25 protein-coding genes are annotated in these 26,932 nt (G+C 68.5%); 13 read left to right on the plus strand and 12 right to left on the minus strand.

The features are described 5' to 3' along the window. The first annotated feature begins 88 nt into the window (after positions 1 to 88). A complete protein-coding gene (locus tag ACFXN1_RS33220) occupies positions 89 to 1,474 on the plus strand; it encodes a hypothetical protein (protein WP_379441819.1) in 1,386 nt (461 codons plus the stop codon). A gap of 15 nt (positions 1,475 to 1,489) precedes the next feature. On the opposite strand, the gene ACFXN1_RS33225 is transcribed toward ACFXN1_RS33220, so the two are convergent. Further along, positions 1,490 to 2,548, minus strand: a complete 1,059-nt coding sequence (locus ACFXN1_RS33225; protein WP_379441820.1) for an NAD-dependent epimerase/dehydratase family protein — start codon at positions 2,546 to 2,548, stop codon at positions 1,490 to 1,492. 206 nt (positions 2,549 to 2,754) lie between these two features. On the opposite strand from ACFXN1_RS33225, the gene ACFXN1_RS33230 reads away from it, so the two are divergent. The 3 genes from ACFXN1_RS33230 to ACFXN1_RS33240 are packed head-to-tail and all read left to right on the plus strand — an operon-like array spanning position 2,755 to position 4,902. After that, on the plus strand, positions 2,755 to 3,489 hold the full coding sequence (locus tag ACFXN1_RS33230) for an ABC transporter ATP-binding protein (RefSeq protein WP_379402704.1): 735 nt from the start codon (positions 2,755 to 2,757) through the stop codon (positions 3,487 to 3,489). Continuing rightward, entirely contained in the window at positions 3,486 to 4,274 is a 789-nt protein-coding gene (locus ACFXN1_RS33235; protein ID WP_379441821.1) for an ABC transporter permease, read from the plus strand. Before ACFXN1_RS33230 ends, ACFXN1_RS33235 begins: the two co-directional genes overlap by 4 nt. Positions 4,275 to 4,290: 16 nt before the next feature. After that, a complete protein-coding gene (locus ACFXN1_RS33240) occupies positions 4,291 to 4,902 on the plus strand; it encodes a TetR family transcriptional regulator (RefSeq protein WP_379441823.1) in 612 nt (203 codons plus the stop codon). A gap of 42 nt (positions 4,903 to 4,944) precedes the next feature. Here the strand turns inward: ACFXN1_RS33240 and ACFXN1_RS33245 are convergent, their stop codons facing one another. From ACFXN1_RS33245 to ACFXN1_RS33255, 3 genes are read right to left on the minus strand one after another with little or no spacing between them, the layout of a single operon-like run. Next, a complete protein-coding gene (locus ACFXN1_RS33245; RefSeq protein WP_379402707.1) occupies positions 4,945 to 5,166 on the minus strand; it encodes a Trm112 family protein in 222 nt (73 codons plus the stop codon). 10 nt (positions 5,167 to 5,176) lie between these two features. Then, entirely contained in the window at positions 5,177 to 5,665 is a 489-nt protein-coding gene (locus tag ACFXN1_RS33250; RefSeq protein WP_379441824.1) for a GtrA family protein, read from the minus strand. Then, on the minus strand, positions 5,662 to 7,896 hold the full coding sequence (locus tag ACFXN1_RS33255) for a hypothetical protein (protein ID WP_379441850.1): 2,235 nt from the start codon (positions 7,894 to 7,896) through the stop codon (positions 5,662 to 5,664). The genes ACFXN1_RS33250 and ACFXN1_RS33255 overlap by 4 nt, the downstream gene beginning before the upstream one ends. A gap of 348 nt (positions 7,897 to 8,244) precedes the next feature. On the opposite strand from ACFXN1_RS33255, the gene ACFXN1_RS33260 reads away from it, so the two are divergent. Continuing rightward, positions 8,245 to 9,300, plus strand: coding sequence for a glycosyltransferase (locus ACFXN1_RS33260; protein WP_379402757.1), 1,056 nt, complete (start codon positions 8,245 to 8,247; stop codon positions 9,298 to 9,300). Further along, positions 9,297 to 10,436: a dTDP-4-amino-4,6-dideoxygalactose transaminase gene (gene rffA / locus ACFXN1_RS33265; protein ID WP_379441826.1), complete on the plus strand. Its 1,140-nt coding sequence runs from the start codon at positions 9,297 to 9,299 to the stop codon at positions 10,434 to 10,436. Before ACFXN1_RS33260 ends, rffA begins: the two co-directional genes overlap by 4 nt. A gap of 53 nt (positions 10,437 to 10,489) precedes the next feature. Here the strand turns inward: rffA and ACFXN1_RS33270 are convergent, their stop codons facing one another. Next, positions 10,490 to 10,936: a MarR family winged helix-turn-helix transcriptional regulator gene (locus ACFXN1_RS33270; RefSeq protein ID WP_379441828.1), complete on the minus strand. Its 447-nt coding sequence runs from the start codon at positions 10,934 to 10,936 to the stop codon at positions 10,490 to 10,492. 141 nt (positions 10,937 to 11,077) lie between these two features. Between ACFXN1_RS33270 and ACFXN1_RS33275 the strand changes: the two genes are divergently transcribed. Further along, the gene (locus ACFXN1_RS33275; RefSeq protein ID WP_379441829.1) at positions 11,078 to 12,553 is read left to right on the plus strand and encodes an MFS transporter; all 1,476 of its coding nucleotides are present in this window, start codon (positions 11,078 to 11,080) and stop codon (positions 12,551 to 12,553) included. A 14-nt stretch (positions 12,554 to 12,567) separates the two neighbouring features. Here the strand turns inward: ACFXN1_RS33275 and ACFXN1_RS33280 are convergent, their stop codons facing one another. Beyond that, positions 12,568 to 13,251 carry an alanine--tRNA ligase-related protein gene (locus tag ACFXN1_RS33280; RefSeq protein WP_379441830.1) on the minus strand — a complete coding sequence of 228 codons (684 nt, stop codon included), beginning with the start codon at positions 13,249 to 13,251 and terminating at the stop codon, positions 12,568 to 12,570. Positions 13,252 to 13,557: 306 nt separating this feature from the next. Then, positions 13,558 to 14,139 carry a PadR family transcriptional regulator gene (locus tag ACFXN1_RS33285; protein ID WP_379441832.1) on the minus strand — a complete coding sequence of 194 codons (582 nt, stop codon included), beginning with the start codon at positions 14,137 to 14,139 and terminating at the stop codon, positions 13,558 to 13,560. Positions 14,140 to 14,210: 71 nt separating this feature from the next. On the opposite strand from ACFXN1_RS33285, the gene ACFXN1_RS33290 reads away from it, so the two are divergent. Both ACFXN1_RS33290 and ACFXN1_RS33295 read left to right on the plus strand, forming a co-directional pair. Next, complete coding sequence (locus ACFXN1_RS33290; protein ID WP_379441833.1) at positions 14,211 to 14,690, plus strand: SDR family oxidoreductase; 480 nt, start codon at positions 14,211 to 14,213, stop codon at positions 14,688 to 14,690. Further along, positions 14,687 to 15,124: an acyl-CoA dehydrogenase family protein gene (locus ACFXN1_RS33295; protein ID WP_379441835.1), complete on the plus strand. Its 438-nt coding sequence runs from the start codon at positions 14,687 to 14,689 to the stop codon at positions 15,122 to 15,124. Before ACFXN1_RS33290 ends, ACFXN1_RS33295 begins: the two co-directional genes overlap by 4 nt. 63 nt (positions 15,125 to 15,187) lie before the next feature. On the opposite strand, the gene ACFXN1_RS33300 is transcribed toward ACFXN1_RS33295, so the two are convergent. The 3 genes from ACFXN1_RS33300 to ACFXN1_RS33310 all read right to left on the minus strand — a co-directional run bounded on the left by ACFXN1_RS33300 (position 15,188) and on the right by ACFXN1_RS33310 (position 19,826). Beyond that, a complete protein-coding gene (locus ACFXN1_RS33300) occupies positions 15,188 to 16,060 on the minus strand; it encodes a sterol desaturase family protein (RefSeq protein WP_379441837.1) in 873 nt (290 codons plus the stop codon). Between the two features lie 85 nt (positions 16,061 to 16,145). Then, positions 16,146 to 16,745, minus strand: coding sequence for a TetR/AcrR family transcriptional regulator (locus tag ACFXN1_RS33305; RefSeq protein ID WP_379389415.1), 600 nt, complete (start codon positions 16,743 to 16,745; stop codon positions 16,146 to 16,148). 147 nt (positions 16,746 to 16,892) lie between these two features. Then, positions 16,893 to 19,826, minus strand: coding sequence for an AMP-binding protein (locus ACFXN1_RS33310; protein WP_379441852.1), 2,934 nt, complete (start codon positions 19,824 to 19,826; stop codon positions 16,893 to 16,895). Between the two features lie 396 nt (positions 19,827 to 20,222). On the opposite strand from ACFXN1_RS33310, the gene ACFXN1_RS33315 reads away from it, so the two are divergent. From ACFXN1_RS33315 to idi, 4 genes are all read left to right on the plus strand, one after another. Beyond that, positions 20,223 to 21,629: a family 2B encapsulin nanocompartment shell protein gene (locus ACFXN1_RS33315; RefSeq protein ID WP_379402713.1), complete on the plus strand. Its 1,407-nt coding sequence runs from the start codon at positions 20,223 to 20,225 to the stop codon at positions 21,627 to 21,629. 15 nt (positions 21,630 to 21,644) lie between these two features. After that, positions 21,645 to 23,486, plus strand: coding sequence for a family 2 encapsulin nanocompartment cargo protein terpene cyclase (locus tag ACFXN1_RS33320; RefSeq protein WP_379441838.1), 1,842 nt, complete (start codon positions 21,645 to 21,647; stop codon positions 23,484 to 23,486). Between the two features lie 68 nt (positions 23,487 to 23,554). Continuing rightward, entirely contained in the window at positions 23,555 to 24,427 is an 873-nt protein-coding gene (locus ACFXN1_RS33325; protein ID WP_379441839.1) for a geranyl diphosphate 2-C-methyltransferase, read from the plus strand. Continuing rightward, positions 24,424 to 24,990, plus strand: coding sequence for an isopentenyl-diphosphate Delta-isomerase (gene idi / locus ACFXN1_RS33330; RefSeq protein ID WP_379402717.1), 567 nt, complete (start codon positions 24,424 to 24,426; stop codon positions 24,988 to 24,990). Before ACFXN1_RS33325 ends, idi begins: the two co-directional genes overlap by 4 nt. Before the next feature lie 39 nt (positions 24,991 to 25,029). On the opposite strand, the gene ACFXN1_RS33335 is transcribed toward idi, so the two are convergent. Both ACFXN1_RS33335 and ACFXN1_RS33340 read right to left on the minus strand, forming a co-directional pair. Beyond that, entirely contained in the window at positions 25,030 to 26,301 is a 1,272-nt protein-coding gene (locus tag ACFXN1_RS33335) for a globin domain-containing protein (protein ID WP_379441841.1), read from the minus strand. Positions 26,302 to 26,309: 8 nt separating this feature from the next. Beyond that, a complete protein-coding gene (locus ACFXN1_RS33340; protein WP_379402719.1) occupies positions 26,310 to 26,768 on the minus strand; it encodes an RrF2 family transcriptional regulator in 459 nt (152 codons plus the stop codon). Positions 26,769 to 26,932: the final 164 nt, after the last annotated feature.

Raw genomic sequence — 26,932 nt, forward strand, 5'->3', positions numbered from 1 at the left:
CGGGACACGCATGACGAAAGTATGACAAGAGCAGGAGAAATGGCGATCCGGACAGTTCCGGCGGGTTTCGGAGCCTAGGGTTTCCGGCATGGCGAACGCTTCCGCGACCCGGGTCGCGCGCTACGTCTCCACCCGTGTCGACGGCTATTGCGCGCTCGCGGCTCTCCTCTTGGTCTTCGCCGCCTTTGTGTTTCCGCGAATCGAGGGCAAACCCTGGCGGGACCGGCTCTACGCCGAGGCCGCGCCGATCTTCGGTGGCTGGCTGCCGCATCTGGGGTGGGGCACGGTGCCGGCCGTCGCCCTCGCCGCGGCCGTGGTGCGCTTCGGCCCCGATCTGGCACGGCGGCTGTCGTGGGGACGACTGCTGCTGGCGGCGTGGGCGACGGCGGCGGCGTGGGCGTTCGCGCTGGCCATGGTGGACGGCTGGCAGCGCGGCTTCGCCGGGCGGCTCACCACCCGCGACGAGTACCTGCACGAGGTCGGCGGAGTGCACGACATCGGGGCCATGCTGCGCGGATTCTCCGGGCGCATCCTGGATTTCCAGCCCGATTCGTGGACCACCCACGTGTCCGGGCATCCGCCGGGCGCGCTGCTGGTGTTCGTGCTGCTGGACCGGATCGGATTGGGCGGCGGAGCCTGGGCGGGACTGCTGTGCGTACTGGTCGGGACCAGTGCCGCGGCGGCGGTGCCGTTCGCCATCCGGGCGCTGGGATCCGAGCATCGGGCCCGGGCCGCAACACCATTCCTCGCGCTCATGCCCGCGGTCATCTGGATCGCGGTCTCCGCGGACGGGCTCTTCGCCGGGGTGGGCGCCTGGGCGGTGGCATTGCTGGCGTTGGCGACCCGACTGGAGCGGGACTGGGTCCTGCTCGCGCTGGCGTCCGGAGTGCTGTTCGGGTTCACCCTCTTCCTCAATTACGGCCTGGCGCTCATGGTGATTCCGGCCGCGGCGGTGCTGCTGGCCCGGTCGCTGCGGCCCGCGCTGCCGACGCTCGCGGGTGCGCTGGCGGTGGTGGCAGTCTTCGCGGCGGCGGGATTCTGGTGGCCCACCGGCTATCACCTCGTGGTACAGCGCTACTACCAGGGCATTGCCAGCGAGCGGCCCTACTCGTACTGGGTCTGGGGCAATCTCGCGGCGACGGTGTGCGCGGTGGGGCTGGCCACCGCCGCCGCGGGCAGCCGGGTGCTGGTCGAGCTGGAGATCCTGCCGGTACGGCCGTGGCGGAACTGGCTCTCGCGCTGGCGCTCCCACGTCGATCCGGCGGCGCTACTGGCCGCCGCCGGGATCACCGCCATCCTCATCGCGGACATCAGCGGGCTGAGCAAGGCCGAGACCGAACGCATCTGGCTGCCGTTCGATGTGTGGGCGCTGTCGGCGACCGCGCTGCTCCCCCGCCACAGCACGCGCTTCTGGCTCGCCGCGCAGGCGGCGGGGGCGCTCCTCGTCAACCACCTGATCCTGACGAATTGGTAATCGCCGCAGCCGAATTCACCGCCAGGTGGGGGCCCCGTTCCCGGCGGCGGAGCGCAAAGGCGCGGTCGCGAATTCGGCGAGCCCCAGACTCGGGGTGACGGCGGCGACGAAACCCAGTGAGCGGCGGGCGCGTTCGGGACTCGCCACGATGTGGCGGACGTCTCCGGCGCGGTATTCGCCGGTCACCACGGGCTGTTTGCCGCCGCAGGCGCGGGCCAGGGTGGCCGCCACCTCGCCGATGGTGATCGGGGTACCCGAGGCGATATTGAGCGGGGTGAACGCGCCCAGCGGGTGTTCGAGGGCGGCGACATTGGCCTCCGCGATATCGCGGACGTGAATGAAATCGCGGGCCTGCGTGCCGTCTTCGAACACGCGCGGGGACTCACCCGCCTCGAGTGCGGAGCGGAAGATGGCGGCGACCCCGGAATATGGCGTGTCCCTGGGCATATCGGGTCCATACACATTGTGGTACCGCAGTGCGGTGACGGTCCCGCCGGTGGCCGCGGCCCAGGCGATGGCGTAGTGCTCCTGGGCCGCCTTGGAGGCGGCGTAGAGGCTGCGCGGACGCAGGGGCGCGTCCTCGTCGATGGGCGTCCAGGTGAGGGGACGGCCGTCGGGGCCGCGGTAGTCGAATCGGCCGTTGTCGAGATCGGTGCGGGTACGCGGGGCCGGCTCGGCGGGCACGCCCGCGGAATCGACGTAGCGGCCCTCGCCGTAGACCACCATCGAGGAGGCCAGCACCAGGTGGCGGCAGTGGGCGCGGTGCATGGCCGCGAGCAGCACGGCGGTGCCGAGGTCGTTGTGGCTGGCGTAGGCCGGAGCGTCCTGGGCGCTGACGCCCGCGCCGACCACGGCGGCCTGATGACAGACGACATCGATGCCGTGCAGGAGATCGCCGAGGGCGTCCGGGTCGCGCACGTCCACCCGGGCGATGCCGGGCGGGGGCACGGCGGCCGATCCGTGGGCGGCGGCGAGCATGAAGTCGGCCGCGACGACCTCGTGTCCGGCGGCCAGTGCCGCGCGGTGGATGTGCGAGCCGATGAATCCGGCTGCGCCGGTCAGAAGTACACGCATGCGGCGATTCTGGACGGACCGCCGCCGGAATGCGCACGGACTGGCCGACCTCGCGTGATTCGTCACGATTTGGTCAGCGGAATCGGTCAGATATGACCAGATCGCCACGCCGGAAACCGACAGGCAGCGGGGTCTTGCCCCGGGCCCCGGATGAGCGCACAATTCATCACGTAGTGAATTCAACACTCGATGAATTGAGGGTGACCGTGACGGCACCAGCGACGACAACCGACGCCATCGCCATCGAGCACCTGGAAGTGCGGCGCGGCGGGCAACAGGTTCTGCAGAACATCTCCCTGACCGTTCCCCGGGGCAGCATCACCGGGCTGCTGGGGCCGTCGGGGTGCGGGAAGACGACGCTCATGCGCAGCATCGTCGGGACGCAGATCATCGAATCCGGCTCGGTGTCCGTGCTCGGCGAGGAGGCCGGATCACGCGGGCTGCGGCGGCGGGTCGGGTACGTGACCCAGGAGCCGAGCATCTACGACGACCTCACCGTGGCCAACAATGTCGCGTATTTCGGTGCGCTGTACGGGGCGTCGTCCGCCGATGTCGAAACGGCTCTGGCCGCCGTGGGTTTGAGCAGTCATGCGGGGCATCACGGCAACGAGCTGTCCGGCGGGCAGCGCACCCGCGTGTCCCTGGCCTGCGCGCTGGTGGCCGATCCGGAGCTGCTGGTGCTCGACGAGCCGACGGTCGGCCTGGACCCGGTACTACGCGCCGACCTGTGGGAGCAGTTCCAGGCGCTCGCGAAACAGGGCCGGACACTGCTGGTTTCGAGCCACGTCATGGACGAGGCCGAGCACTGCGACCGGCTGCTGCTCATGCGCGAGGGCCGGCTGCTGGCGCAGCTCACGCCCGCCGAATTGCGGTCCGACACCGGCGAATCCAGTTTGGAGAACGCCTTCCTCAAGCTGATCCGGATGGGAGAAGAGCTGTGACCGCGACCCTTTCACGCCCGGCGGGCCCACGGCCACTGGGTTGTTACACCGCCACCACCGTGCGCATCCTGCGGCAGCTGCGCGCCGATCACCGCACCGTCGCCATGATCGTGCTGGTGCCCGCGCTGCTCATGACGCTGCTGTATTTCGTGTACAAGAACTATCCGACCATGCCGGGCGCGCCGCGGCTGTTCGACCGGGTCGGCATCACCATGCTCGGCATCCTGCCCTTCGTGGTCATGTTCCTCATCACCGCCATCGCCATGCAGCGCGAACGGGTTTCGGGCACGCTGGAACGGTTGATGACCACACCGCTGTCCAAGATGGACCTGCTGGCCGGGTACGGGACCGCGTTCTCCATCGCGGCCGCGGTGCAGGCGGCGGTGGCCTGCCTGGTGGCGTTCTGGCTGCTGGGGCTGAACGCGGCGGGCAGCCCGGGGCTGGTGGTGCTGATCGCGGTGGTCGACGCGGTGCTCGGGGTCGCGCTGGGCCTGCTGGCAAGCGCGTTCGCGCGCACCGAGTTTCAGGCCGTACAGTTCATGCCCGTGATCGTGCTGCCGCAATTCTTCCTGTGCGGCCTGCTGGTGCCGCGCGGGCAGCTGCCGGGCTGGCTGGAGGCGATCAGCAATGTGCTGCCGCTCAGCTACGCCGTCGACGCGCTGGAGCAGGTGTCCACGCACACCGGGGCCACCGCGCAGATGTGGCGGGATGTGCTGATCGTGGCCGTCTTCGCCGCCGTCGCACTGGGATTGGGCGCGGCCACCCTACGCCGGCGCACCGCATGATCGGGAGACACGCGGCGTGAGCGGGGGCAACGGGACCCGCAGCGGACGGCGTCCGGGCAATTCCGGCACCCGGGAGGCGATTCTGGACGCCGCCCGGGTGCGCTTCGCCGAAGTCGGCTTCGACCGCGCCTCCATCCGCTCCATCGCCACCGCGGCCCGAGTGGATCCCGCACTGGTACACCACTACTTCGGTACCAAACACCAATTGTTCGCCGCCGCCCTGCAACTCCCCGTCGACCCCCAGACCATCCTCGCCGGCTTCGCCGCCGTCCCCGTGGAAAATCTGGGCGCCCACATCATCCGCACCGTCGTCGGCATCTGGGACTCCCCCGTCGGCATGCCCGCCGTAGCCGCCTTCCGCAGCCTCCTCGCCAGCGACGACCCCACCCTGGCCCGCACCTTCCTCCTGGAAATAGTCCTGAAAGAGATTCGCCCCCTGGTCGATTCACCCCCCGGCACCGGCGCCCAGCGCGCCGCCCTCGCCGCCTCCCAACTGGCCGGCCTCCTGGTAACCCGCAAAATCCTCCGCCTGGAGCCCATCGCCTCCATGCCTGTCGAAGACCTCGCCACCACCATCGGCCCCACCCTGCAACGCTATTTCACCGGCGATCTCCCCCAGCAGGGCTGACCCCGCCCGAGACATCCACCGATGGAAGGGGCGGTGGGGGGATCAGGATTGGGTCAGGAAGAACGTGTGTTCGTCGTCGGAGACGTCGCGGGCCTCGTCGACGAGGAGGACCGGGATGCCGTTGTCGACCGGGTAGGCGCGGCGCAGGCGGGGGTTGTAGAGCACGGTGTCACCGGTGGCGGTGTGGACCAGCTGCAGGGGGCCCTTGTCCTGGGGGCAGGCGAGCAGACTCAGCAGGGTGGGGTCCAGGGTTTCCTCCGACATGTCCGACAACCTACCGTTCGGCGGGGGCGGGAGGGGAATCGGCGGGGCGGCGGAAGCTGATGTGGCGGTGGCCGAAGTAGCTGGCCACCGCGACCAGGCCCATGACCACCACCGCGGCCGGTTTGGCGGGGGCGTGCAGCAGGGAGACGGCCAGTTGCAGTAGCACCATGTTCAGCACCATGCCGACCGCGTTCACGCCGACGAAGGCCACGAAGTCGCGCAGCAGGTGGCCACGCACCCGGAACACCAGGGTGCGGTGCAGGACGAAGGCCACCACCATGCTGACCGCGTAGGCCAGCGCCACCGACAGGGCGGCGGCCACGTCCTTGGACACCATGCCGCCGAGGACGGTCAGCCACACGATGGTGAGCACCATGCCCATCAGCGTGTTGAAGCCGCCGACCAGGGCGAAGGCGATCTCCTGCCGTCGCACCAGGCGGAGCAGCGGTCCGGCCGGAGCGGGCTCGGCGCCGGTGAGCGAGTGGCGTGTCTCGGTCACTTGGCGGTGCCCACCAGTTCGCGGTCCGGATCGTCGTCGAGCTGTTCGGCGGCGGGCACGTCCGGTCCGCGCCGACGCGAGCGAACGTACAACCACTGGAGCAGCCCGAGGCCGACGAGTCCGCCCGCGGCACTGCCGATTCCGATCTTCCAGCCCGGCGGCCGCCAGCTCACCTCGAGCACGGCCTTGTCGGTGCCGGCCGGAATGTCCACGGCCACGAAGACTTTCGCGACGGTGTGGAACGGGACGGTCTTGCCGTTGAGGGTGACGCGGTAGCCGGGCCAGCCCAGGCGCGCGAAGGTGACGCGGCCGCCGGCCTCCGAGGAGACCTGCACACGGCTGGTGGTGTCGGACTCGTGGAGCGAGATGGCGGTGACGTCGTGGGCGTCGCCGACGCGGCCGTTGACCGTGGAGATCGGGCCGTTGTCGCGCTCGAGCACCCAGATGTACTTCTCGTGCCCGGGCACGTCGACGAAGTGCCAGCCCTCCGGGGTGGGTTGGTCACCGGCGTCGGGGAACATGGCCTTCTGCAACACCACCCGGTCGATCAGCATGAGGTCGGCGAGGGTGCGGCCGGTGGTCGGCTCGGCGCTGAACAGCCGGCGGTACGCGTCGGGGCAGACGCTGGAGTCCCACCGCATGCACAGCATTTCGCCGAAGTAGAAGTGCCCGTTGGGCGTATAGCCGTTGACGTAGTCCTGCTGCAGGTCCTTGGCGTAGTTGCCCCACACCAGCGACCCGTACGCGCCCTGCAGGGTCTTGTCGGCGGGCTGCAGCAGGCCGCGGTCGGAGAGCTGAAGGGTGGTGCCGGCCTGGAACTTCGGGAAGGCGGCCATGGCCTCGTTGCGGTCGGCGGGCAGGTTCCACGACATGGGCGTGGGCTGCACCCACCACACCTGGAACCAGGCGATCGGCACCATGGCGGCGATGACCAGCGCGGTTGCTCCGGTGGCGCCGCGGGTGCGGCCCAGCCACACCGCGCCGAACCCGAGGGCGATCACCACGACGGCCGAGCCCAGGTGCCACAGCACCTGGTGCGGGTCGGCGGAGAAGGTGCGCACCCACAGCGCCAGGACCAGCACCAGCGCCGAGATGATCCGCGTGTTGCGGTCCCGGAGCGTGGCGAAGCGGCCCAGCAGCACGCACACCAGCACGAGCAGACCCAGCGCCAGCATGGGCAGCACGCGGGCGGGCCAGCGCAGCGGGCCGACGGTGCCGGGACCGGCGGTCCACATGAGCGCCATCAGCGCGAACAGGGCAATCGCGACGAACTGCTTCCAGTGTTTCTGCGCCGCTTTCCAATCCACGAACGCCAGCGCCGGGATCAGGAACCAGGCGATGTAGGTCATGGGCAGCGGCTGGACGTAGCCCCACCACGAGGTGAACGCCGGCATGGTGGTCGGCAGGCTGGCGTTCAGCGATTCGGACCACGGCACGGTCAGGAACTGGTCGTTATTGATCTGCGAATTGCCGCGCCAGCTCACCTGCGCCGACAGCATCGAGGGCAGGAAGGTCAGCAGACCCGCCGCGCCCGCGCAGGCCGCCGCGGCGGCCAGGCGCAGCAGCGGGCCGAACGCGTCGCGCCACTGCGGCCAGGTCCGCGGCCCCCGGCACACCAGGTAGCCGACGGCCACCGCGATCAGCACGAGCACGGCCTCGACCGCGGGGAACACGTACTGCACCGAGATCGCCAGGTACAGGTACACGAAGACCGGGATCGGACCGCCCTGGCCGCGCAGGTAGCGCTCCGCGGACGCCCAGGCATGGATCATCCAGGCGGTGCCGGCCATGGCGGTGAACCAGCTGGCCGAGTCGAAGAACAGGAAGAAACCGGTGAACGGCATGGCCACCCCGGCCACCGCGGCCCACTGCGGGCGGGCGCCGTACACCAGGCACACCCGGTACACGCCGAGCCCGGTGATGATCGCGAAGACCAGCTTCACGATGGTCGCGTACACGGCCAGGTTGGGCACCGAGGGCGCGATCAGATCGATCAGCAGCTGCGGCGGGTTGAACAGTCCCGCTTCCTCATTGGTGTAGTTGCCCGTCATCCACTGGTCCGGAATCAGCAGCGGGAAATGGCCGTCACGGAAGGCGCGGCCGAAGAACACCCACAGGCCCGTGTACTGGGATTCGGAGTCGTCGGTGAAGAAGTGGCGGGAGTTGGCCAGGATGACAGCCAGATACCCCAGGGTCACCCCGATCGAAGTGACGATGCCCCAGCGGTACACCTGACGCCGAGCCGCCTTGTCGTCCTGCCCGGATTCGGCGGCCCCGACCACCTTGGAAACTGAGCTTTCCACCACGAGTTCCAGACCCTACAGGGCGGCGATGTCGATGGCACTTACGCCGGTCCGTTGCGGGATGGACATAGGGAATGATGGCCGGGTGTCAACACTTCGCCCCGAATGCCGCGCCGAGCAGCGTGTTAGAGTTCAGCGCGGCTCGGGCTCCGGTTTCCGGGCTGGAGTTCCGGCGCACACCGTCATCGAAAGTACATTCAGCTGATGCCGATTCCGTCCGCCCGCACCTACGCGAGCGACCCCAGCGTGACCTCCGGCAGCGAACGCCCGGCGCGGGTGCACGCGGTCTCCGTCGTGGTGCCCGTGTACCGCGGCGAGGAGACGATCGCCGCACTGGTCAGTGAGCTGGACAAGCTCGGGGAGCCGGTCACCACGCCGCAGGGCGCCACCTTCCGGGTCGAGGAGATCGTGCTGGTGCACGATCACGGGCCCGACCGCTCCGACGTGGTGCTGCAGGAGCTCGCCGAAACCTACCCGCAGGTGCGGGTGGTGTGGTTGAGCCGCAACTACGGCCAGGATGCCGCCACCATCGCCGGTATGGCCGCCGCGCAGGGCGACTGGACCGTCACCATGGACGAGGACGGCCAGCACGATCCGGCCTTCATCGCCGACTTCCTGGACGCGGCGCTCGAGCAGCGCGCCGATCTGGTCTATTCCAAGCCGGTCAACACCCGCCCGCACGGCTTCCTGCGGAATGTCACCTCGCGCGGCGCGAAGATCGTGCTGGCGACGTTGTTCGCGTTCCCGGACTCCACCCGCTTCGAGAGCTACCGGCTGATCCGCGGCGATATCGCGCGGCAGCTGGCGCAGGTCGCCTCCAATGGCGTGTACCTGGATGTGGCGCTCACCTGGGTGGTGGGCGAGGCGGCGCAGGTGCCGGTGCAGTTGCGCGCGGAGGGCCGCGAGGAGTCCGGTTACAACTACCGGCGGCTGTTCTCGCTGTTCTGGAAGATGGTGCTGTGCAGCGGAACTCGCGGCCTGCGGCTGGTGAGCATGCTGGGTGTGACGCTGGCGCTGGGCGGGCTGGCCATGGCCGGGTGGGTGGTGTACCACCGGCTGACCGACAGTGGCACCGACCCCGAGGGCTGGGCCTCGCTCATGACGGTGCTGCTGCTGTGCTCGGGCGCGGTGCTGTTCTCGCTGGGTCTGATCGCCGAATACCTCGGTGTGGCACTGCATGTGCTGGTCGGCAAGCCGCTGTATCTGACGGTGGATTCGCCGACGCCGCGGCCGCAGCAGTTGCGCGGCGGAATCCGCTACGACGGTGGAAGTCACCACAACGGCACGACGAATCGGTTCGACGAAGACATCGAGGGGGAGCTCCGCGCGTGAGCAGTGACCGCATCATCTTCAGCCGCCCGTTCCGCGCCGCGCGCGAGCTGCCGAATGTGGAGGCCGTGCTGTCCTCGGACCACAGCCACGGCGACGGTCCCTTCACCGCGACGGCCACCACGAAGCTGCGTGACATCACCGGCGCGCCGCACGCGCTGCTCACCACCTCGTGCACGCACGCGCTCGAGATGGCCGGGCTGCTGCTGGAACTCGGGCCCGAGGACGAGGTGATCGTGCCGAGTTTCGCGTTCACCTCCAGCGCGACGGCCATGGCGTTGCGCGGCGCGACCGTGGTGTTCGCCGATATCGACGCCGCCACCGGCAATCTGGATCCGGAGTCGGTGGCCGCGGCGGTCACCCCGCGCACCAAGGCCGTCATGGTCATCCACTACGGCGGTGTGGCCGCGGACATGGAGGGCCTGCAGCAGCTGGCCGCCGCGCACGGCTTCGCCATCATCGAGGACAACGCGCACGGCCTGGGCGGCTACTACCGGGGCCGCCCGCTGGGCACCATCGGCACCGTGGGCGCGCTGTCCTTCCACGACACCAAGAACGTGCACTGCGGTGAGGGCGGCGCGGTGCTGCTCACCGACGAAATCCTCATGGCGCGTGCGGAAATCATTCGCGAGAAGGGCACCGACCGGGCCCGCTTCCTGCGCGGCGCGGTGGACAAGTACTCCTGGCAGGACATCGGATCCTCCTACCTGCCCAGCGAATTGAACGCCGCCGTCCTCGACGCCCAGCTCGCCGAGTTCGACACCATCCAGCGCAACCGCCACCGCGTATGGGACACCTACGCCGCCGCGCTCCCGGACTGGGCCGCCCGCAACGACATTCGCCTCATGACGGTGCCGTCGGACCGCGAGCACACCGCGCACCTGTACTACCTGCGCGTCCCCACCGAGCACCGCCGCGACGACCTCATCGCGCACCTGTCCCAGCGCGGCATCGTGGCCCCCTTCCACTACGTCCCCCTGGACTCCTCCCCCGCCGGCCTCAAGCTCGGCCGCACGCCGTTCCCGTGCGCGCGCAGCGCCGAGTTCTCGGCCACCCTGGTGCGGCTCCCCCTGTGGCCGGGCCTGACCGAGGAGCAGCTGACCCGCGTCGTCGACGGCGTCACCAGCTTCACCGTCTAGTAGCCGCGGGCTCGGCGGCATCGCGGATGCCGTTGCCGCGCAAGGGGTCCGCGTCAGGGGCGCGCGGAAATACGGTTTCGGTAGCGGTCGATGTCGGCGTTCAGGCGCGCGAGGGAGTCGGCGAGGGCGGTGACCTCCTCGGCGGTCCAGTCGGCGACGATCTCGTCGAGATGGCGGATGCTCTGTGCGCGTTCACCGTTCAGGCGGGACGCGCCTTCCGGGGTGAGGCGGAACTTGCGGGCGACGCCGCCGTCGGGGTCGGGGATGCGTTCGGCGAGACCGGCGCGGAGCAGCGCCGCGGTCTGCCGGTTCAGGGTGGAGACGTCGAGGCCGAGGATTTCGCTGAGCCGGCCGATGGACATCGGGCCGTCGGCCTCGAGCAGGCTCAGCAGCAGGTAGGCGCTGCGATCGAGGCTGGTGTCGGCCGCCTTGCGCGCGATGAGGCTGAAACGGCCCATCAGCATGGTCTGGAATTCCAGCAATTCGGTGGGCTTGGGCACGTCCCGTCCTTCCGCGATCCGCATTGACCTGCGGGTTCAACCCCTGTTCACCCACACCCTAGCGTTGTGCATCCACCACCGCATGTGCATCTTGCACTTTATGTGTAAAGTACACATGATTACGCATCGTGAGGAGATCCCATGACCCAACCCGATTCCGCTACGGCGTCCGGCTCGACGCCGGCGCGCACGGGCGCGGGCCGCACCCTCGCGGTGCTCGCCTACGCCGGTGTCATCGCGTCGCTCATGCAGACGCTGGTGGTGCCGCTGCTGGGTGAGCTACCCCGTATCTTGAATACGTCGGCCTCGAACACCAGCTGGGTGGTCACCATCACGCTGCTCGTCGCGGCCGTCGCCACCCCCGTCGCGGGCCGACTCGGCGACATGTACGGCAAACGGCGCATGATGATCGCCTCCACCATTCCGCTCATCGTCGGGTCGATCGTGTGCGCGGTGTCCGGTTCGCTGGTGTCGATGATCGTCGGCCGCGGCCTGCAGGGGCTCGGCGTCGGCATCATCCCGCTCGCCATCGCCCTGCTGCGCGATGTGATGCCCGCCGAACGGCTCGGCTCGTCGATCGCGCTGATCAGCTCGTCGCTGGGCATCGGCGGCGCACTGGGCCTGCCGATCGCCTCGGCCGTCACCCAGTACAGCAGCTGGCGTGTGATGTTCTGGGTCGCAGCGGGCCTGGTGGGCATCGCCACCGCGTTGATCGTGACCCTGGTGCCCGAGGGCAGCTCGGAAGGACCGTCGGGACGTTTCGACCTGCCAGGTGCGGTGCTGCTCGGCGCCGGTCTGGTGTCGTTCCTGCTGCCCGTGTCGAAGGGCGCGACCTGGGGCTGGACCAGCGGTACCACGCTGGGCTTGTTCGCTGCGGCGGTTGTCGTCCTGCTGGCCTGGGGTTGGTGGGAGCTGCGGTCGCCCGAGCCGCTGGTGGACCTGCGCACCACCGCGCGTCCGCAGGTGCTGGTCACCAACCTCGCGAGTATCGCGATCGGTGTCGGCATGTACGCGTTGCAGTTGAGCATGCCGCAGCTGTTGCAGCTGCCGACGTCGCTCGGTTACGGCCTCGGTCAGTCGATGATCATGATGGGGCTGTGGATGGCCCCCGGCGGCATCATGATGATGCTCATCTCACCGGTGGGCGCCCGCCTGTCCGCCGCGCGCGGCCCGAAGATCACCCTGTTCACCGGCGCGTTGACCATGGCGGCCGGTTACGGGGTGGCACAGCTGACGATGGGCTCCACCTGGGGTCTGGAGCTGGTGAACATCATCTGCAGCACGGGTGTGGCGCTCGCGTACGGCGCGATGCCGGCGCTGATCATGAGTGGGGTGCCGCTGTCGGAGACGGCCGCCGCCAACAGCTTCAACACCCTGATGCGCTCGATCGGCACCTCCGTCTCCTCGGCGGTCGTGGGCGCGGTGCTGGCACAGCTGACCATCTCGGTTGGCGGCCATGCCATTCCGACCGAGAACGGCTTCCGCACGGTGTTCCTGATCGGCAGCGCAGCCTGCCTGGTGTCCGCGGTGATCGCGCTCGCGATCCCGGTCCGCAAGGCGGTCGCGGCCCGCACCACCGCAGCGGCCGAGCCACAGAAGGTACTGGCGGAGAACTGAATCGCCGCACCGGCTCATGGCCGGCGCTCCGAGCCGAGGTACTCCACGAGATCTCGCGGCAGGCCGTGGGTCTCGTGGAGGTACCGGTAGTCGCCCTCGGCCAGTGAACCGGTGAAACGCCGGTGGGACAGGACTTTTCGACCTCGGTCCAGCTGTCGCAGGAACTTGCGTTCCTCGTCGAGGAGAACTGTCCGGACCTCGCGTGGACTTCGCGGCTGGCCGAAGTGGCCGAGGGTGTGGTCGATGAGTTCGACCGGCAGGTCGGACAGGGTACGGGTCGGGTCGTCGCGCCACAGGGTGGTCAGGACTCGCCGGATCAGCCGGCGGAGTACGTGGCCACGGCCGTTGGGAGACGGGACGATTCGGTCACCGACGATGACGATGCCGGATCGCAGATGGTCGGACACGAGCCGCACGGACGGCTCGTCGAGGGAGGGCCAGAGCCGGGGCATCAGATGGGTCTCGTCCCCGACCTCGTCCAGATCGGTGGTGCGCAAACATCTCTGAAGACCGGTGAGCCGCTGCCCCAGCGGATGTGGCCGCCCCTCGAGATACGGCGTCAGCGGATGCATCCCGGAGGTCGTGAACAGCACCGAATCCCCCGGTGGTGGGATGAGCGATTGCGCCGGTGTGAGTTCGTGCCCGCGTTCGCGGAAGAACTCGAGGAAAGTCCGGACGGTCTGATCTGTAGTGATCATGGTGAGTGCTCCATCGATTCGACATCGACCGGAAGCGACCGCAACGCGGATCAGGCCGGAAGACCGTCACCCGTCGGCGGACCGTTTCCGGTCGCCGACAAGGACAGTGAGGTCAGGCGACAGCGACCGGCGAGCTGTTAGCTCGCGCGGTCGCGGTGCGCGGGGAGACCTCCATGGCCCCAAGGTAACAACGCCCCGCCAGGAGCACGACCGATTTTCGACGCGGGCGCGGAGCGCACAGCCGTGACCCGCGCGGCGCAACGGCGGTCGGTGCGATGGTGGTCGCGGATGGATCGGCCGTCTCGATCAGTGTGGGGTGGTGTGTGTTTCGACGTCGGCGGTCGTGCGGGCTTGGAGCGCGTCGAGGGTGTCGAGTGCTTCGCGGCACCAGTCCGCCCAGACGCGTTCCATTGCGATTCCGGCTTTGAGGACGAGATGACGTAGCGCATCAGCCCCGTTGTCCGCGCCGGGGAAGTCGCGTTTCTCGATGTCGGCGTACTTACCGAGGCTGCTCGCGTGCACGGTGAGATGGTGATCGATCACCGCACGCAAGCCCTCGATGTCGCCCACCTCCGCCGAGGCGCGCACTTTCACCATCAGTGATTCGCGCGGTTGGGTCGGCTCGTCGATCTCGCCGATCCACTCACGCAGCGCGGCGGTTCCAGCGGGGGTGATGGCGAAGTGTTTGGGCTGGCCTCGTCCAGGGCGTTCAGGTTGGGGCACTTCGGCAACCAGGCCGGCGGCATGCAGTCGGTCGAGCTCCTTGTAGATCTGCTGGTGCGAGGCGGACCAGAAGTATCCGTACACGCGATCGAACCGCTTGGCCAGCTCGAAGCCGCTGGATTCGCGGTCGGTCAACGCGGTGAGAATCGCAAACTGCAATGCCATTCCCCGAACTCTAGAGGGGGCGCTCCTCGAGGCACGCTATTCCCACCATCCAGTTCATGCAATAGTTCAAAGTGGTCGTCGACATCGACCTCAACGGCACCTTCCATGTGATGCGCGCCGGTCTGGCCCACCTCGCCCCCGGCGCCTCGGTCATCAACATCACCGCGCCGCAGGCCTCGATCCCGGTGCGCTACCAGGCCCACGTCTGTTCCGCCAAGGCGGGCGTCGACCAGCTCACCCGCGTCCTGGCGATGGAGTGGGGCGACAAGGGCATCCGGGTCAACGCGATCGCGCCCGGCCCCATCGCCGGCACCGAAGGAATGGCCCGGTTGACTCCACAGAACGACGACGGCAGCGCCATCACGACCGTGCCCCTGGGTCGGCCGGGCACCACGGACGACGTTGCCGCTCTGGCGATGTTCCTGTCCTCCTCGGCGGCAAGCTACATCTCCGGCGCGATCATCCCCTGCGACGGTGGCGGCTCGCACGAGAGCGTGCTGCAGATCCAGCAGGCTGGCCGGTACCTGGCAGCCGCGGCCGCGCAGCAGTGAGTCGACACACCTCCGCCCCTTTCGGGCTGCCACCCGTAACCGTCACATCGAGAAGGTTGAAATGCAGCGACAGATCTTCGACACCGAGCACGACGACTTCCGCGATGTCGTACGCACATTCATCGCCAAGGAAGTGCGTCGAGATCGCCGAGATGGCCACCGAGTGCGCGGTCACCCGCAGCTTCCTCGACCGGTGCATCGTCGACCATGCCAACGGCGAGCTCGACGCTGTGCACGCCTCGATGGCCACGTGGTGGGCCACAGAACTGGCCAAACGCGTCGCCGACCGATGCCTGCAACTACACGGCGGCTACGGGTACATGAGCGAATACCCTATCGCGAGAGCATTTCTCGACGGACGCGTCCAGACCATCTACGGCGGCGCCACCGAAATCATGAAAGAGATCATCGGCCGAACCCTGCTCGCCCAGTAACCACCATCCCGAGCGGGTGCCACGTAACCCCGACGGCCGGCCCATCTTCCGCGCGACGCGGGCTCAGGCGGGCTGGTCGCGGAGTTCGCGGGGCTCCCAGCCGGGCGGCGCGAAGACATAGCCGAGCTTGTCGTGCAGGCCGCGGGCGGCGCGGACGTCGCGAATGATGTTGCCGTACTCGTGGTATTGCAGCTTCAGGAGGTTGTAGGTGCCGACCGGTTTGGTGAGACCGTAGGTGGGGCGGTGCATTTCGGGCTGGAAAGTGCCGAACATGCGGTCCCAGATGATGAGGATGCCGGCGTAGTTCTTGTCGAGGTATTCGGGGTCGCTGCCGTGGTGGACGCGGTGGTGGGACGGGGTGTTGAAGACGAATTCGATGGGGGCCCAGAGCTTTCCGATGGTCTCGGTGTGGGTGAAGAACTGGTAGATCAGGTTGAGGGTGAAGGCGATGTAGATCGTCCAGGGGGCGAAGCCCAGCAGCGGCAGGGGCGCCCAGAAGATGGCCTCGGACCACGGATTCCACTTCTGCCGCAAGGCGGTTCCGAAGTTGAAGTACTCGCTCGAGTGGTGGGCCTGATGGGCGGCCCAGCCGATGCGGACGCGGTGGGAGAAGCGGTGGTTGAGATAGAAGAGCAGGTCGAGCACCACCGTCAGCAGCACCCAGCTCCACCAGGCGCCGGTCGGTAGGTGCCACGGCGCGAGATAGGTCCACATCAGGACGAACAGCACCAGGCTGGCCGTCTTGAACACGAAGGACGAGACCATCGAGCCCATGCCCATGCTCAGACTGGTACGGGTGTCGGGGGTCAGGTACCCGGTCGTCTGCTCGCGGTCACTGTCGCGCAGTGTCACCGCCTCCGCCGCGATGCACAGCAGGAACACCGGGATCGCGTAGAGCAGTGGCGTGTTGATCTCGTGCCAGACCTGCGACAACATCGGACCTCCATGAATTGACCGATTCGTAAGTTACCAATCGGTCAATTCAATGGCAAGAGCCCGAACCGAACCGCTCCCGGTCGGATCAGGTGAGCGCGGCGAACAGGCGGGCGCTGCGCGCGATCATGGCCTCGGCCGTCTCGTCGGGATGACCCAGCCACCAGTCGACGAGGGCGGCGACCAGCCCGGTCCACACCGCGATCAGCGCGGACAGATCCTGCGGGTCGGTCAGCCCGTGTCCCGTCACGAACGCACCCACACCCTGATCGGTCTGGGCCGCGATGCGTGCACGCGCGGCCAGCGCCGCGTCCGCCGCGGGCCCCTCGGCCGGATGGGACTGGTCGTGCACGACCTTCCAGTCGTAGGGCCGCGGCTCCAGCGCGGTGAAGATCGCGGCCAGCGTACGCTCCGCCATCTCCAGCGAGGCCGTCCCCGAGATGGCCTCGTCGATCGCGTCCCCGAGCACGCCCGCGGCCCGCTCCACACAGGCCACGTACAACCCGTCCTTGGACCCGAAATACCCGTACACCAACGGTTTCGACACCCCGGCCCCCGCCGCCACCACGGCCGGTGACAGCCCCGCGTACCCGACCCGCGCGATCTCCGCGGCCGCCACATCGAGGATCTGCGCCTCCCGCTCGGCTCGCGGCACCCCCTTGGTCCCCGCCGTGCCGACCCGCTTCACGGCTCCGCTCCCACCTCCGACATCCGATCGCATGCTCGAAAATTACCATTCGGTCAATTCGATGGATCGCAGGCGAAATGCGAACGCGCCCCGGCCCTGCCGTGTCTTCTTCGGTACGACACGGTGGCGGGGGCGCGTTCGAGGCGATCAGCCGAACAGGCGCGCGGCGAGGTCGGGGGTGAGGACCTCGTAGGCCTCGGTGGTCCGGTTGTACCACCAGGTGCGGTTGTCGGGTTCGGCGCGGCCCGCAGCCTGCACCGCCCGCGTCGAGGGACGGTAGGTGGAGCTGCGGGGGATGTCGTCCACGACGTAGACGATGTCGGGGCGCTGATCGGGGGCCAGGGCCCGGACCGCCTCGGTCACATCCTTGGGAGCCAGGCCGAAGCCCGCGCGGACGCTCACCGCGGCGACCGCGAGGATGCGGTCACCGGCGGGGAGACCGAAGGCCACCTCCATGTCGACGGCGGTGATGTCGTTCAGCACGTCGACGATCGGCTGGGTGTAGACCGGGCCGCGCGGCGTCGGGATGACGGTGTCGCGGCGGTCCATGAGCCAGTAGTCGCCATCGCTGTCACGGCGGAAGAGATTCTCGGTGGGCATCCAGGCGTCGCCGGGGGCGAAGACGCCGCGGAGTCCGCCCGCGGAGAGGTCGACGAGGTCGGAGACGGTGCCGATGAGCAGCCCCACCTCGTTGTCGGCGCAGCGCCGCGCGAAACCGCTGTCATCGACCAGGATTTCGTCGGTCAGCGGGTCGTAGGCGATGAGCTCGACCTTGGCGGTGCCCGGCACCGGACGGCCCTTGGAGCCGATCTTGGCGCCGGCGACGTTGGCCAGCACCACATCTCCCTCGATGGAGGCGTAGAACTCCAGCACCTTGGCGGGCACGAAGCGCTCCTCGGTGCGCCGCCACAGGCCCGCCGGCATACCGGAGCCGATGAACAGGCGGATCGGGTGCGCATGCCCGTCGGCGAAGGTGTCGGCGTCGAGGATGTCGCGCAGCATGGTCCAGGTGTAGGTGACCACGGTGACGCCGTAGCGGTGCACCTCCTCGGCGAACCGCGCCGGTTCCAGCGAGCGGGCCAGCGCGATGCGGCTGCCGCCGGCCACCGCGCCACCCAGACTCACCAGTAATCCGGACGAATGATGCAGCGGCGCAAGGCAGTACACGGTGTCGTGGCGGCTCAGGTTCGCCGCCGACGCGGTGCCGAAGGCCGACAGCGCCCAGCGGTGATTGGTGACCTGCTTGACGTCGAACTTGTCGCCGGTGCCGGTGACCAGGATGAAGGCCAGCTCGCGCGCCAGGCCCGGATCCGGCCGGTACCAGGCGGGCAGCTCCACCTGCGCCGGGTCGATCTGTTCCAGGTCGACCACATCGGCGCCCGGCGGAATGTCGAGGACACGGGCATTGCCGCCGCCGAGCACCAGCACCCGGTGACCGGTGGCGGCCGCGCTGGCGAGGTTCTCCGGATCGGCGATGAGCAGCCTGGTCCCGGTCAGGTCCGCGATCTTGGACAGTTCGCTCCCCGGCGCCAGCAGCACCGCGACCGCGCCCAGCCGCGACAGCGCGGCGATGGAGGCCAGCGCGCTCGGCCGGGTCTCCATGACCACGCCGACCCGGGTGGCCGGCCGCACGCCGACGGAGATCAGCCCGCGCACCACATTGTCGATGCGCTCGTTGACCGCCTCCTGGGTGTGCACGCGGTCGTCGAACACGAACAGATCGCGCTGCGGCGCGCGCTGCGCCTGCTCGGCGACCAAGCGGCCCAGCGAGATTCGGGTGTGCGGCTGGATCATGCCCAGCCGGGTCAGCCGGGGCAGCGCGCGGGCGGCCTCGCCGGTGAGTTCGACCGTGCCGCGCAGCGTCTGCCCGGCCACGCCCTCGATGGACTTGCCGACGCTGGTTCCGGCCTCGGCCAGCGTGCCGAGGGCGTGCACGACCCGGGTGAGCCCGGTGCGCGGGCCGTTGCGGACCACCTCGGTGCTCATCCGCTCGACCTGCCCGGGCAGTTCGCCGCGGCCGCTGAGGTAGTTGACCCAGTCGCGCACCACCGGCCAGGTCTGCTTGGTGGCGGTGGAGCCCGACACCAGTCCGAAATGCCCGGCCACAATGCTGGTCTCGTACACATCGGCATTGGGCGCGGCGTGCACGATGCCGCGCACGGCGGCGGGCTGGCCGATGTCGTCGACCTCGCCGACGAAGGCCAGGATCGGGCACTTGATCTCCGCCAGCGAGATGAGCTGATCGCGGATCACAAAGCCGCCCAGCATCATTCGATTGTGCTTGACGAACTGCTGGAGCAGGTCGGTGAGCGCGGGACCGGGGTAGCCGAGCCAGCCGTCGACCTCGAGGAAACGGCGCTGGCGCTCCTTGGGCAGCAGCGCCTCGCGGTTGTGCAACTGGCGCAGGAAGTCGATGCGGGCGCGGGCGGTCTTGACCGGGTCCAGGGCCTGGAAGCCCAGGCGCACCATGGAATCGGTGATGGGCAGCCGGTTCAGCACATGGTCGGTGAGGAAATCGGCGGCGTCGGAGACCAGCCCGTGCGGCAACCCGAAGGGCATGCCCGCGACGGCGTCGACCGGGGCGCCGAAGGTCACGATGGACTCGACGCCCTTGCCGTAGCGGTAGGCCGCGGCCTGGTAGGCGAACATGCCGCCCTGCGAGTACCCCATGAGATGCACGGCGCGGCCGGTGATTTCGGTGACGGTGTCGATGGCGCTCGAGACCGCCAGCACGTGGTCGGCCAGATCCCGGTCCCAGCCGCCCTCTTCGGTGGCCGGTGAGCCGAAATCGACCACCCAGCAATCGATTCCACCCTGGTGCAGAATGCCGACCGCCCCGTCGGCGGCATTCACGTCCCAGATCTCGGCGGTCACCATGATGGGCGGCACCAGCACCACGACCGGACGCTCCGCCCCGGTGTCGTCCGGGAAGTAGTGGCGCAGGCGGTACATCCGCTTCCGCTCCACCACCTCGTACGGCGACGATTCCATGTCGTGAACCAGTCCCCCGAACCGGATCACCTCGAGCCCGTTCTGTGCGGTCGCGACGAGTCGCTCGATCGGACCCACCACGGACCTCATATTGAATTTCACGGCTTCTCTCCCAGACATTTCCTGGCCTTGACCAGCGTCACCCGCCCCGACGCGTCGCGATGAGCTTGCCATACGTCCACCCTACTGCGCTGGCGCTGTGACCAGCACCATGCGGGCTACGCGTCGCGGAGCGATCCGGGCCCGCGCCATAGCAAACCGGCCGTTCGGGGTTTACGGGGTGCAGCAACATTCCAGGCATCATGTTTTGGCATTTCGGCGCGTCGGGTGATCCGGAGCCCTACCATCGGAATCGCTGGAATCGCACTGTCGCGCTTGTCAATTCACTCACTTGTCTAATTCACGCAGGCCCCGCTCGGGTCTGCTGTTTCGCCGTGGACTCCACCGCCTTCCACCGCGGTGGCCCTTCGAGGTGAGGACCGCAGCATGACCATCGAAATGCCCCTTCAGACCGAAAACGGCCAGCGCAAGTCCCTCAGTACCGCTGCCGCCCACCAGCTGGCACACACCACCAAATCCGAACCGCAGATGCAGGGCATCAGCTCCCGCTGGCTGACCCGCTCGCTGCCGTGGAGCCAGGTGAAGGGCGGTATCTACCGCGTCAACCGGCGCCTCACGCACACCGTCGGCAACGGCGAGGTGGAGTACGTCATCAACGGCCCGCACGCCCGGGTCATCCCGCTCGAACTGCAGGAACTGCCGCAGCTGCGCGGCTTCGCGGACGAGGAGATCCTGGCCACCGTGGCCGGCCGCTTCGAACAGCGGGATCTGCCCGCCGGCACCGTGGTCGCCGAGTTCGGCAACCCCATGGACCAGGTGCTGCTGATCGTGCACGGCAAGCTCTCCAAGATCGGCACCGGCGAGTACGGCGAGACCACCAAGCTGGGCATGCTGGGTGGCGGCGACTACTTCGGCGATCAGACCCTCACCGATCCGGACGCCATCTGGCCGGTCACCATCAAGACGGTCACGCCCACCACCATGCTGGTGCTGGCCCGCTCCACCGTGAACCAGCTGACCGAGAACATTCCGGCACTGGCCGAACACCTTTCCGCCGTGGCGCTCGCCCCGGCGCTGCCGCAGAACAAGTACGGCGAGGCCGAGATCGTGATCTCCTCCGGCCACTCCGGGGAACCGATGCTCGAGGGCACCTACGTCGACTACGACGATCAGCCCCGCGAATACGAACTCAGCCTGGCCCAGTCGGTGCTGCGTGTGCACACCCGTGTCGCCGACCTGTTCAACGACCCGATGGACCAGATCGAGCAGCAGCTGCGGTTGACCATCGAGGCCCTCTACGAGCGCCGCGAGTACGACCTGGTCAACAATCCGGACTTCGGCCTGCTCAACAACTGTGACCTGAAACAGCGCATCTACACCGAGTCCGGCGCGCCCACTCCGGACGATATGGACGAACTGCTCTCCATGCGCCGCAGCACCAAGCTGTTCCTGGCGCACCCCAAGGCAATTGCCGCGTTCGGGCGTGAATGCTCCAAGCGCGGAATCTATCCCGACCCGGTGGAGGTGGACGGCCACCGCGTGCCCGCCTGGCGCGGGGTGCCGATCTTCCCGTGCGGCAAGATCCCGGTCAGCGACACCCACACCACGTCGATTCTCGCCATGCGCACCGGCGAGAAGGACCAGGGCGTGATCGGCTTGCACCAGACCGGAATTCCGGACGAGTACGAGCCCAGCCTGAACGTCCGGTTCAAGGGCATCGACGATCAGTCGATCATCTCCTACCTGGTCAGCTGCTACTACTCCGCCGCCGTCCTGGTCCCCGATGCGCTCGGCATTCTCGACAATGTGCTGGTCGCCCGTCAGTCCGACTGAGCGAGGTGTCCTGTCATGTCGGTGCTCTCACGCGCCGCGGCCCCGCCTGCCACCCATGAGGTGGCGGCGGCCGTCGCCGCCCTGCTGACCAACCTCGACACCACCGCGCCCCAAACCCTGCTCGCGGCAACCGAAGCCCTCTCTGCCCTGGAATCCATTGCGGCCCTGGGTGATGATCCCCGCCTCGGCGCCTCCGACGCCGCCGAGGCGCACTCCCCCCGACGGCTGCTCGGCCCCTCTGGCCTCGGGGTCCCGAGCCTCCGCGTGAACCTACCCACCCCCCAGGTGATCACGGAGCTCGCGGGACAGGCATCGCGTCCGCCGTCGCCTGCCGGCGGCGCGATGCCGACGCTCACACTCCCGACCTCTCCACCCGCCCAACCCCTCCGCCCCATCCCCCGCACCCTGGGCTCCGGCCGCCTTCCCGCCCCACCGGCCGAAACCCATGCCGCAGAACAGAGCTCGCCCGGCCCGACGGCGCGGCAGGTTGCGAACGGCCCCACCGGAATCGGGATGAACTCGGCATTTCGCCGAGGCGGGGTACCCGGTGGCTCCACACCGGTCGCGCCGACTTCGCCTGCGGCACGGGCGGACACCGTAGTCAGGGCCGATGCGGTAGCTCCGGCTGTAGCCACCTCGGCGGCTGCTCGGCCCGGTGCTCCCACACCGGATCCCGGGCAGACCCTCGATCCGGTGTGGGACCTCAAGTCGCTCACCGAGCTGGCTCGTGGGATTCCGGGCTCCACGGCGGCCGAGCCGGGTACCACCATGTCGGCCGGGGTATCGGAGGCCGCGAGTTCCACTGGGGCCGAGCGGGTTTCGCATGGTCCGAGTGGCATCGGAACCGGATCGGTGCGGCGGGCGCAGGGGGCGGCTATTCCGGCGCTCTACTGTCCGCCGCCGGTGCGGGACAATCCGGCGCTGGCGGAGGCGGTGAATTTCGGGATCATCGCCTGGGCCGAGGAGATCGGGCTGTACGAGGGGCGGCTGGATGATCTGCGGAAGGCCGACTTCGGGCGGCTGATCATGCTGGCGCATCCGGATTGCGATGATGCGGATCGCTTGCTGGCGGCGGCCAAGTGCGCCGTATCGGAGTGGTCGGTGGACGACTACTACTGCGAGGAGGATGCCAGCGATATCGCGCCGGACGGTAGCCGGTCCAGTGCGGAGGCCGAGCTCGGGCCACGGCTCGAATTGGCCGCCGCCGCCATGGATCCCGTGCACCTGCCACCGCGGTACCAGGTCAAGGTGGAGGAGGCCATGCAGAGCGATCCGATTCTGCGGGCATTCCGGACCTCCTTCGAGCACCTGTCGCGATTCGCCACCCCGACCCAGGTGGCGCGGCTGCGCACCGAGATCGCGGGCTGGTTCATCGCGCTGGGCGCCGAGGCCGGGTGGCGCGCGGCGGGCCGCATGCCACCGGTCTGGGAATACCTGCTGAACCGGCAACCGCACAGCTTCCTGCCCTGTATGGCCCCGATCGACGCGGTCGGCGGCTACGAGGTGCCGGCCGCTGAGTACACCGATCCGCGGGTGCGGCGGGTGGTCACCACCGCCGCGCTGGCCAGCCAGATGGTCAATGACCTCTACTCCATGGCGCGCGAAGACCTCTCCGGCGGAAGGGAATTCAACCTCCCCACCGTGCTCGCCGCCGAGGAGCAGTGCTCCCGCCGCCAGGCCGTCCAGCGCACCGCCGAGGTCCACGACGAACTGGTGCACCGCTTCGAGGCCGAGGCGGGCGCCCTCGCCGCCGCCGGCTCCCCGGAGCTGCGCCGGTTCCTGACCGGCCTGTGGGCCTGGATGGGCGGCAACCGGGCCTGGCACGCGGACAGCCGCCGCTACAACGAAACCCCGTGAATCACACCACACTTCGATGCGCGCAGTACTTCCAGCGTCATATCACCCATTCGAGAGGATGACCTGCCATGACCGCGCTCCACCCCCGGCCGGATGCCGTGCTGAAGACCGAATACCAGAAATCGGTCGCGTCCTACTGGAACAACAATCCCAATGACGATCGCGTCAACACCAAGCTCGGCGAGGTGGACGGGCTCTATCACCATCACTACGGCATCGGCGAGCCGGACCTGTCGGTCCTGGAAGGCCCCGAGGAGACCCGGCAGGAACGGATCGTCAAGGAACTGCACCGCCTGGAGACCGCGCAGGCCGACGTCCTGCTCGACCAGCTCGGCGACGTCCGCCCCGGCGACCGGCTCATGGATGGCGGGTCCGGCCGCGGCGGCACCAGTTTCATGGCCAACCAGCGCTTCGGCTGCGAAGTGGACGGCGTCACCATCTCCGAGTACCAGGTGGGTTTCGCCAATGAGCAGGCCCGCGAGCGCGGCGTCTCCGACAAGGTGCGCTTCCACTTCGAGAACATGCTGGACACCGGTTTCGAGTCCGGCTCCCGGCGCGGCATCTGGACCAATGAAACCACCATGTACGTGGACCTTTTCGAGCTGTTCGCGGAGTTCTCCCGCCTGCTCGAGCCGGGCGGCCGCTACGTCTGCATCACCGGCTGCTCCAATGACGTGTTCGGCGCCCGCTCGGCCTCGGTGAGCTGGATCGACACCCACTACGGCTGCAATATCCATCCGCGCAGCCGCTACTTCCAGGCGCTGGCCGCCAATGGCCTGGTCCCCATCGCGGTCACCGACCTCACCCCCGCGACCATCCCGTACTGGGAGCTGCGCACCCGGTCCGAACTCGCGACCGGCGTCGAGAAACCCTTCCTGACCTCGTACAAGGAGGGCAGCTTCCAGTACCTGATGATCACCGCCGATAAGGTGGTTAGGTGACCGGCACCCTCGACGCATCCGACACCACCCCGGTGGTGGACCGTGAGACCCTGCTCGTCGAACTGGTCGACGAGCAGGGCCGGGCGCAGGGTTCGCTGTCGGTGGCAGCCGCCCACACCGCGCCCGGGCGGCTGCATCGGGCCTTCTCGGTGCTGCTGTTCGATGCCGCCGGGCGAGTGCTGCTGCAGCAGCGGGCGGGCGTGAAGACGCGCTTCCCGCTGCTGTGGACCAACACCTGCTGCGGGCATCCGGCGCCGGGACAGGCGGTGGAGGAGGCGGCCGCCAAACGGCTGCACGAGGAACTCGGCATCACCGCCGAGCTGTCCGAAGTCGGCACCTTCACCTACCAGGCCACCGATCCGAATACCGGCCGCGTCGAGTTCGAATTCGATCACGTCCTGATCGGACGACTGGAAGACACCGCGCCGCACCCGAATCCGGACGAGGTCGCCGATACCGCGTGGATCCGGCCGGACACCCTCGCCGAGAACGTGGCGGCGGAACCCGCTCGCTACACCCCGTGGTTGAGCGGAGTGCTGCGGATCATCGCGGCGACCGGCTAGCCGGTCGATCGCGACCAGGGGGTCGATGGCCGCCCGCGGTCAGGCGAGGGCGGGCTGCTGATCGGCGTCGAGCAACCAGTCGTTCGGCGCGAAGAGCTCGAAATGCACTCGGTCCGAGGGGATTCCGGCGGACATGAGCTGGGCGCGGACATACTGCAGGAAGCCGGAGCCACCACACAGGTAGTAGTCCGCGTCCTCGGGCAGATCGACCTGGGTCACGTCCAGCAGCCCGTGGCCGTCGGCCTCGTACCAGGCGCGGAAGTACACGTCCGCCAACCGGTGGGCGAGTTCGTCGACCGTCTCGCGCAGGGGGTGCGCGGTGGTGGAGCGGTCGGCGTGCAGGATGACAGTCCGGCGCGTGGGGGTTTCGGCCGCCAGGTATTCCAGGATTCCCGCCATCGGGGTGACGCCGATGCCCGCGGAGATGAGCACGACCGGTGTGGTGGCCTCGGTGTCGATGGTGAGATCGCCGAAGGGCAGCGTGATTTCGAGGGTGTCGCCCGCGCCGACGGTGTCGTGCAGCCAGTTCGAGACCTCACCGGCCGGCGTGTCCGCGTCGGCGAGCACCTTCCGCACGGTGAAGGCGAGCCGGCCGTCACCACCGCGATTGATCAGGCTGTACTGACGCAGCTGGCGGGCGCCGTCGGGCAGCCGCGCGCCGACCGAGATGTACTGTCCCGGAACGAATCCCGGCAACGGTTCGGACGGATCGGCGGACTCCACCACGAAGGTGGCCACACCCGACGGGTCGTCGATGCGCTGCACCACCCGGGTCTCGCGGAACACGTCACCGGGCGCGACGCCCGCGGCGTCGTAGAGCTCCCGCTCGAAATCGATGAGCGTGGTGGCCATCAGCCAGTACACGCGATCCCAGGCCGCGGCGATCTCCGGGGTCACCACGTCCGCGCCCAGCACCTCGACGATGGCGGCGAACAGATGCTCGTGGACGATGCGGTATTCGGGCTCGGTGACCCCCAGTGAGGCGTGCTTGTGGCCGATGCGGGCCAGCAGTTCCCGCGGGTGCGGCAGGCCGGGGTCGACGAGGTGGGTGGCGAACACGGCGATGGAGGCGGCGAGCGCCTTCTGCTGTGCGCCCTGATGCTGGTTGCCGCGGTTGAAGCGGTCGCGCAGCAGCTCGGGGTGGGCGGTGAACATCTTGGTGTAGAACAGCGGGGTGATCTGGTCGATGTGCGCGGCCACCAACGGCAGGGTCGCGCGGATCACCTCGGCGTGCTCGGCCCCAAGACCTTGGGTAGTGGATTCAGCCAGCTCGGGGAAAGTGTGCAGCGTGGAATCCGGCGCGAGCCTCATGAGGTCTCCTAGGTGTCGATGAGTGAAGCCGCCGGGAATACCGGCATATACAGCAGCTCCACGGTGCGCTGATCCACCAGATCGGACAGGACGTACCGATCGAGTTCGGCGTAGAAGGCGTTCTGCGCGGTGGCGAGGACGCCCCGCAAACGGCACGCATTCGCCAATGGGCACGGATTGTCGCCGCCACACTCGATGACTTCGTTATCACATTCGAGTTGCCGAACAATAGTGCCGATGGTGGTTTTTTTGCCCGCCTCGGTCAGGAAGATCCCGCCGGTGCGTCCGCGCTGGGACTCGACATAGCCCAGTTCGACGAGCCGGGAGACGGCCTTGGCAACGTAGTTTTCGGAAGCATTCACCTGTCGCGCAATGAGTTTGACGGTGACTCTTTCCTCGGCATCACTGCTGACCGCCAGGCGCATGAGCGACCGCAAGCCGAGATCGGTGAACCGGGAGAGCTGCATTGGCCCAACGGTACTTATTCCGATTGGGAAAAGCAGGTTTTCCTGCTGTGCGCTTTAATACGTGGATCCGTGCGGAATATGTTACGCCGGACACATTTTCAGGAGACGGTTTATCACTGGCACAGCAAATCCCTGGCAGCGACCGGCATCGCTGCCAGGGACAT

It is taken from the genome of Nocardia sp. NPDC059154, from assembly GCF_042755705.1.
Taxonomy (GTDB): domain Bacteria; phylum Actinomycetota; class Actinomycetes; order Mycobacteriales; family Mycobacteriaceae; genus Nocardia.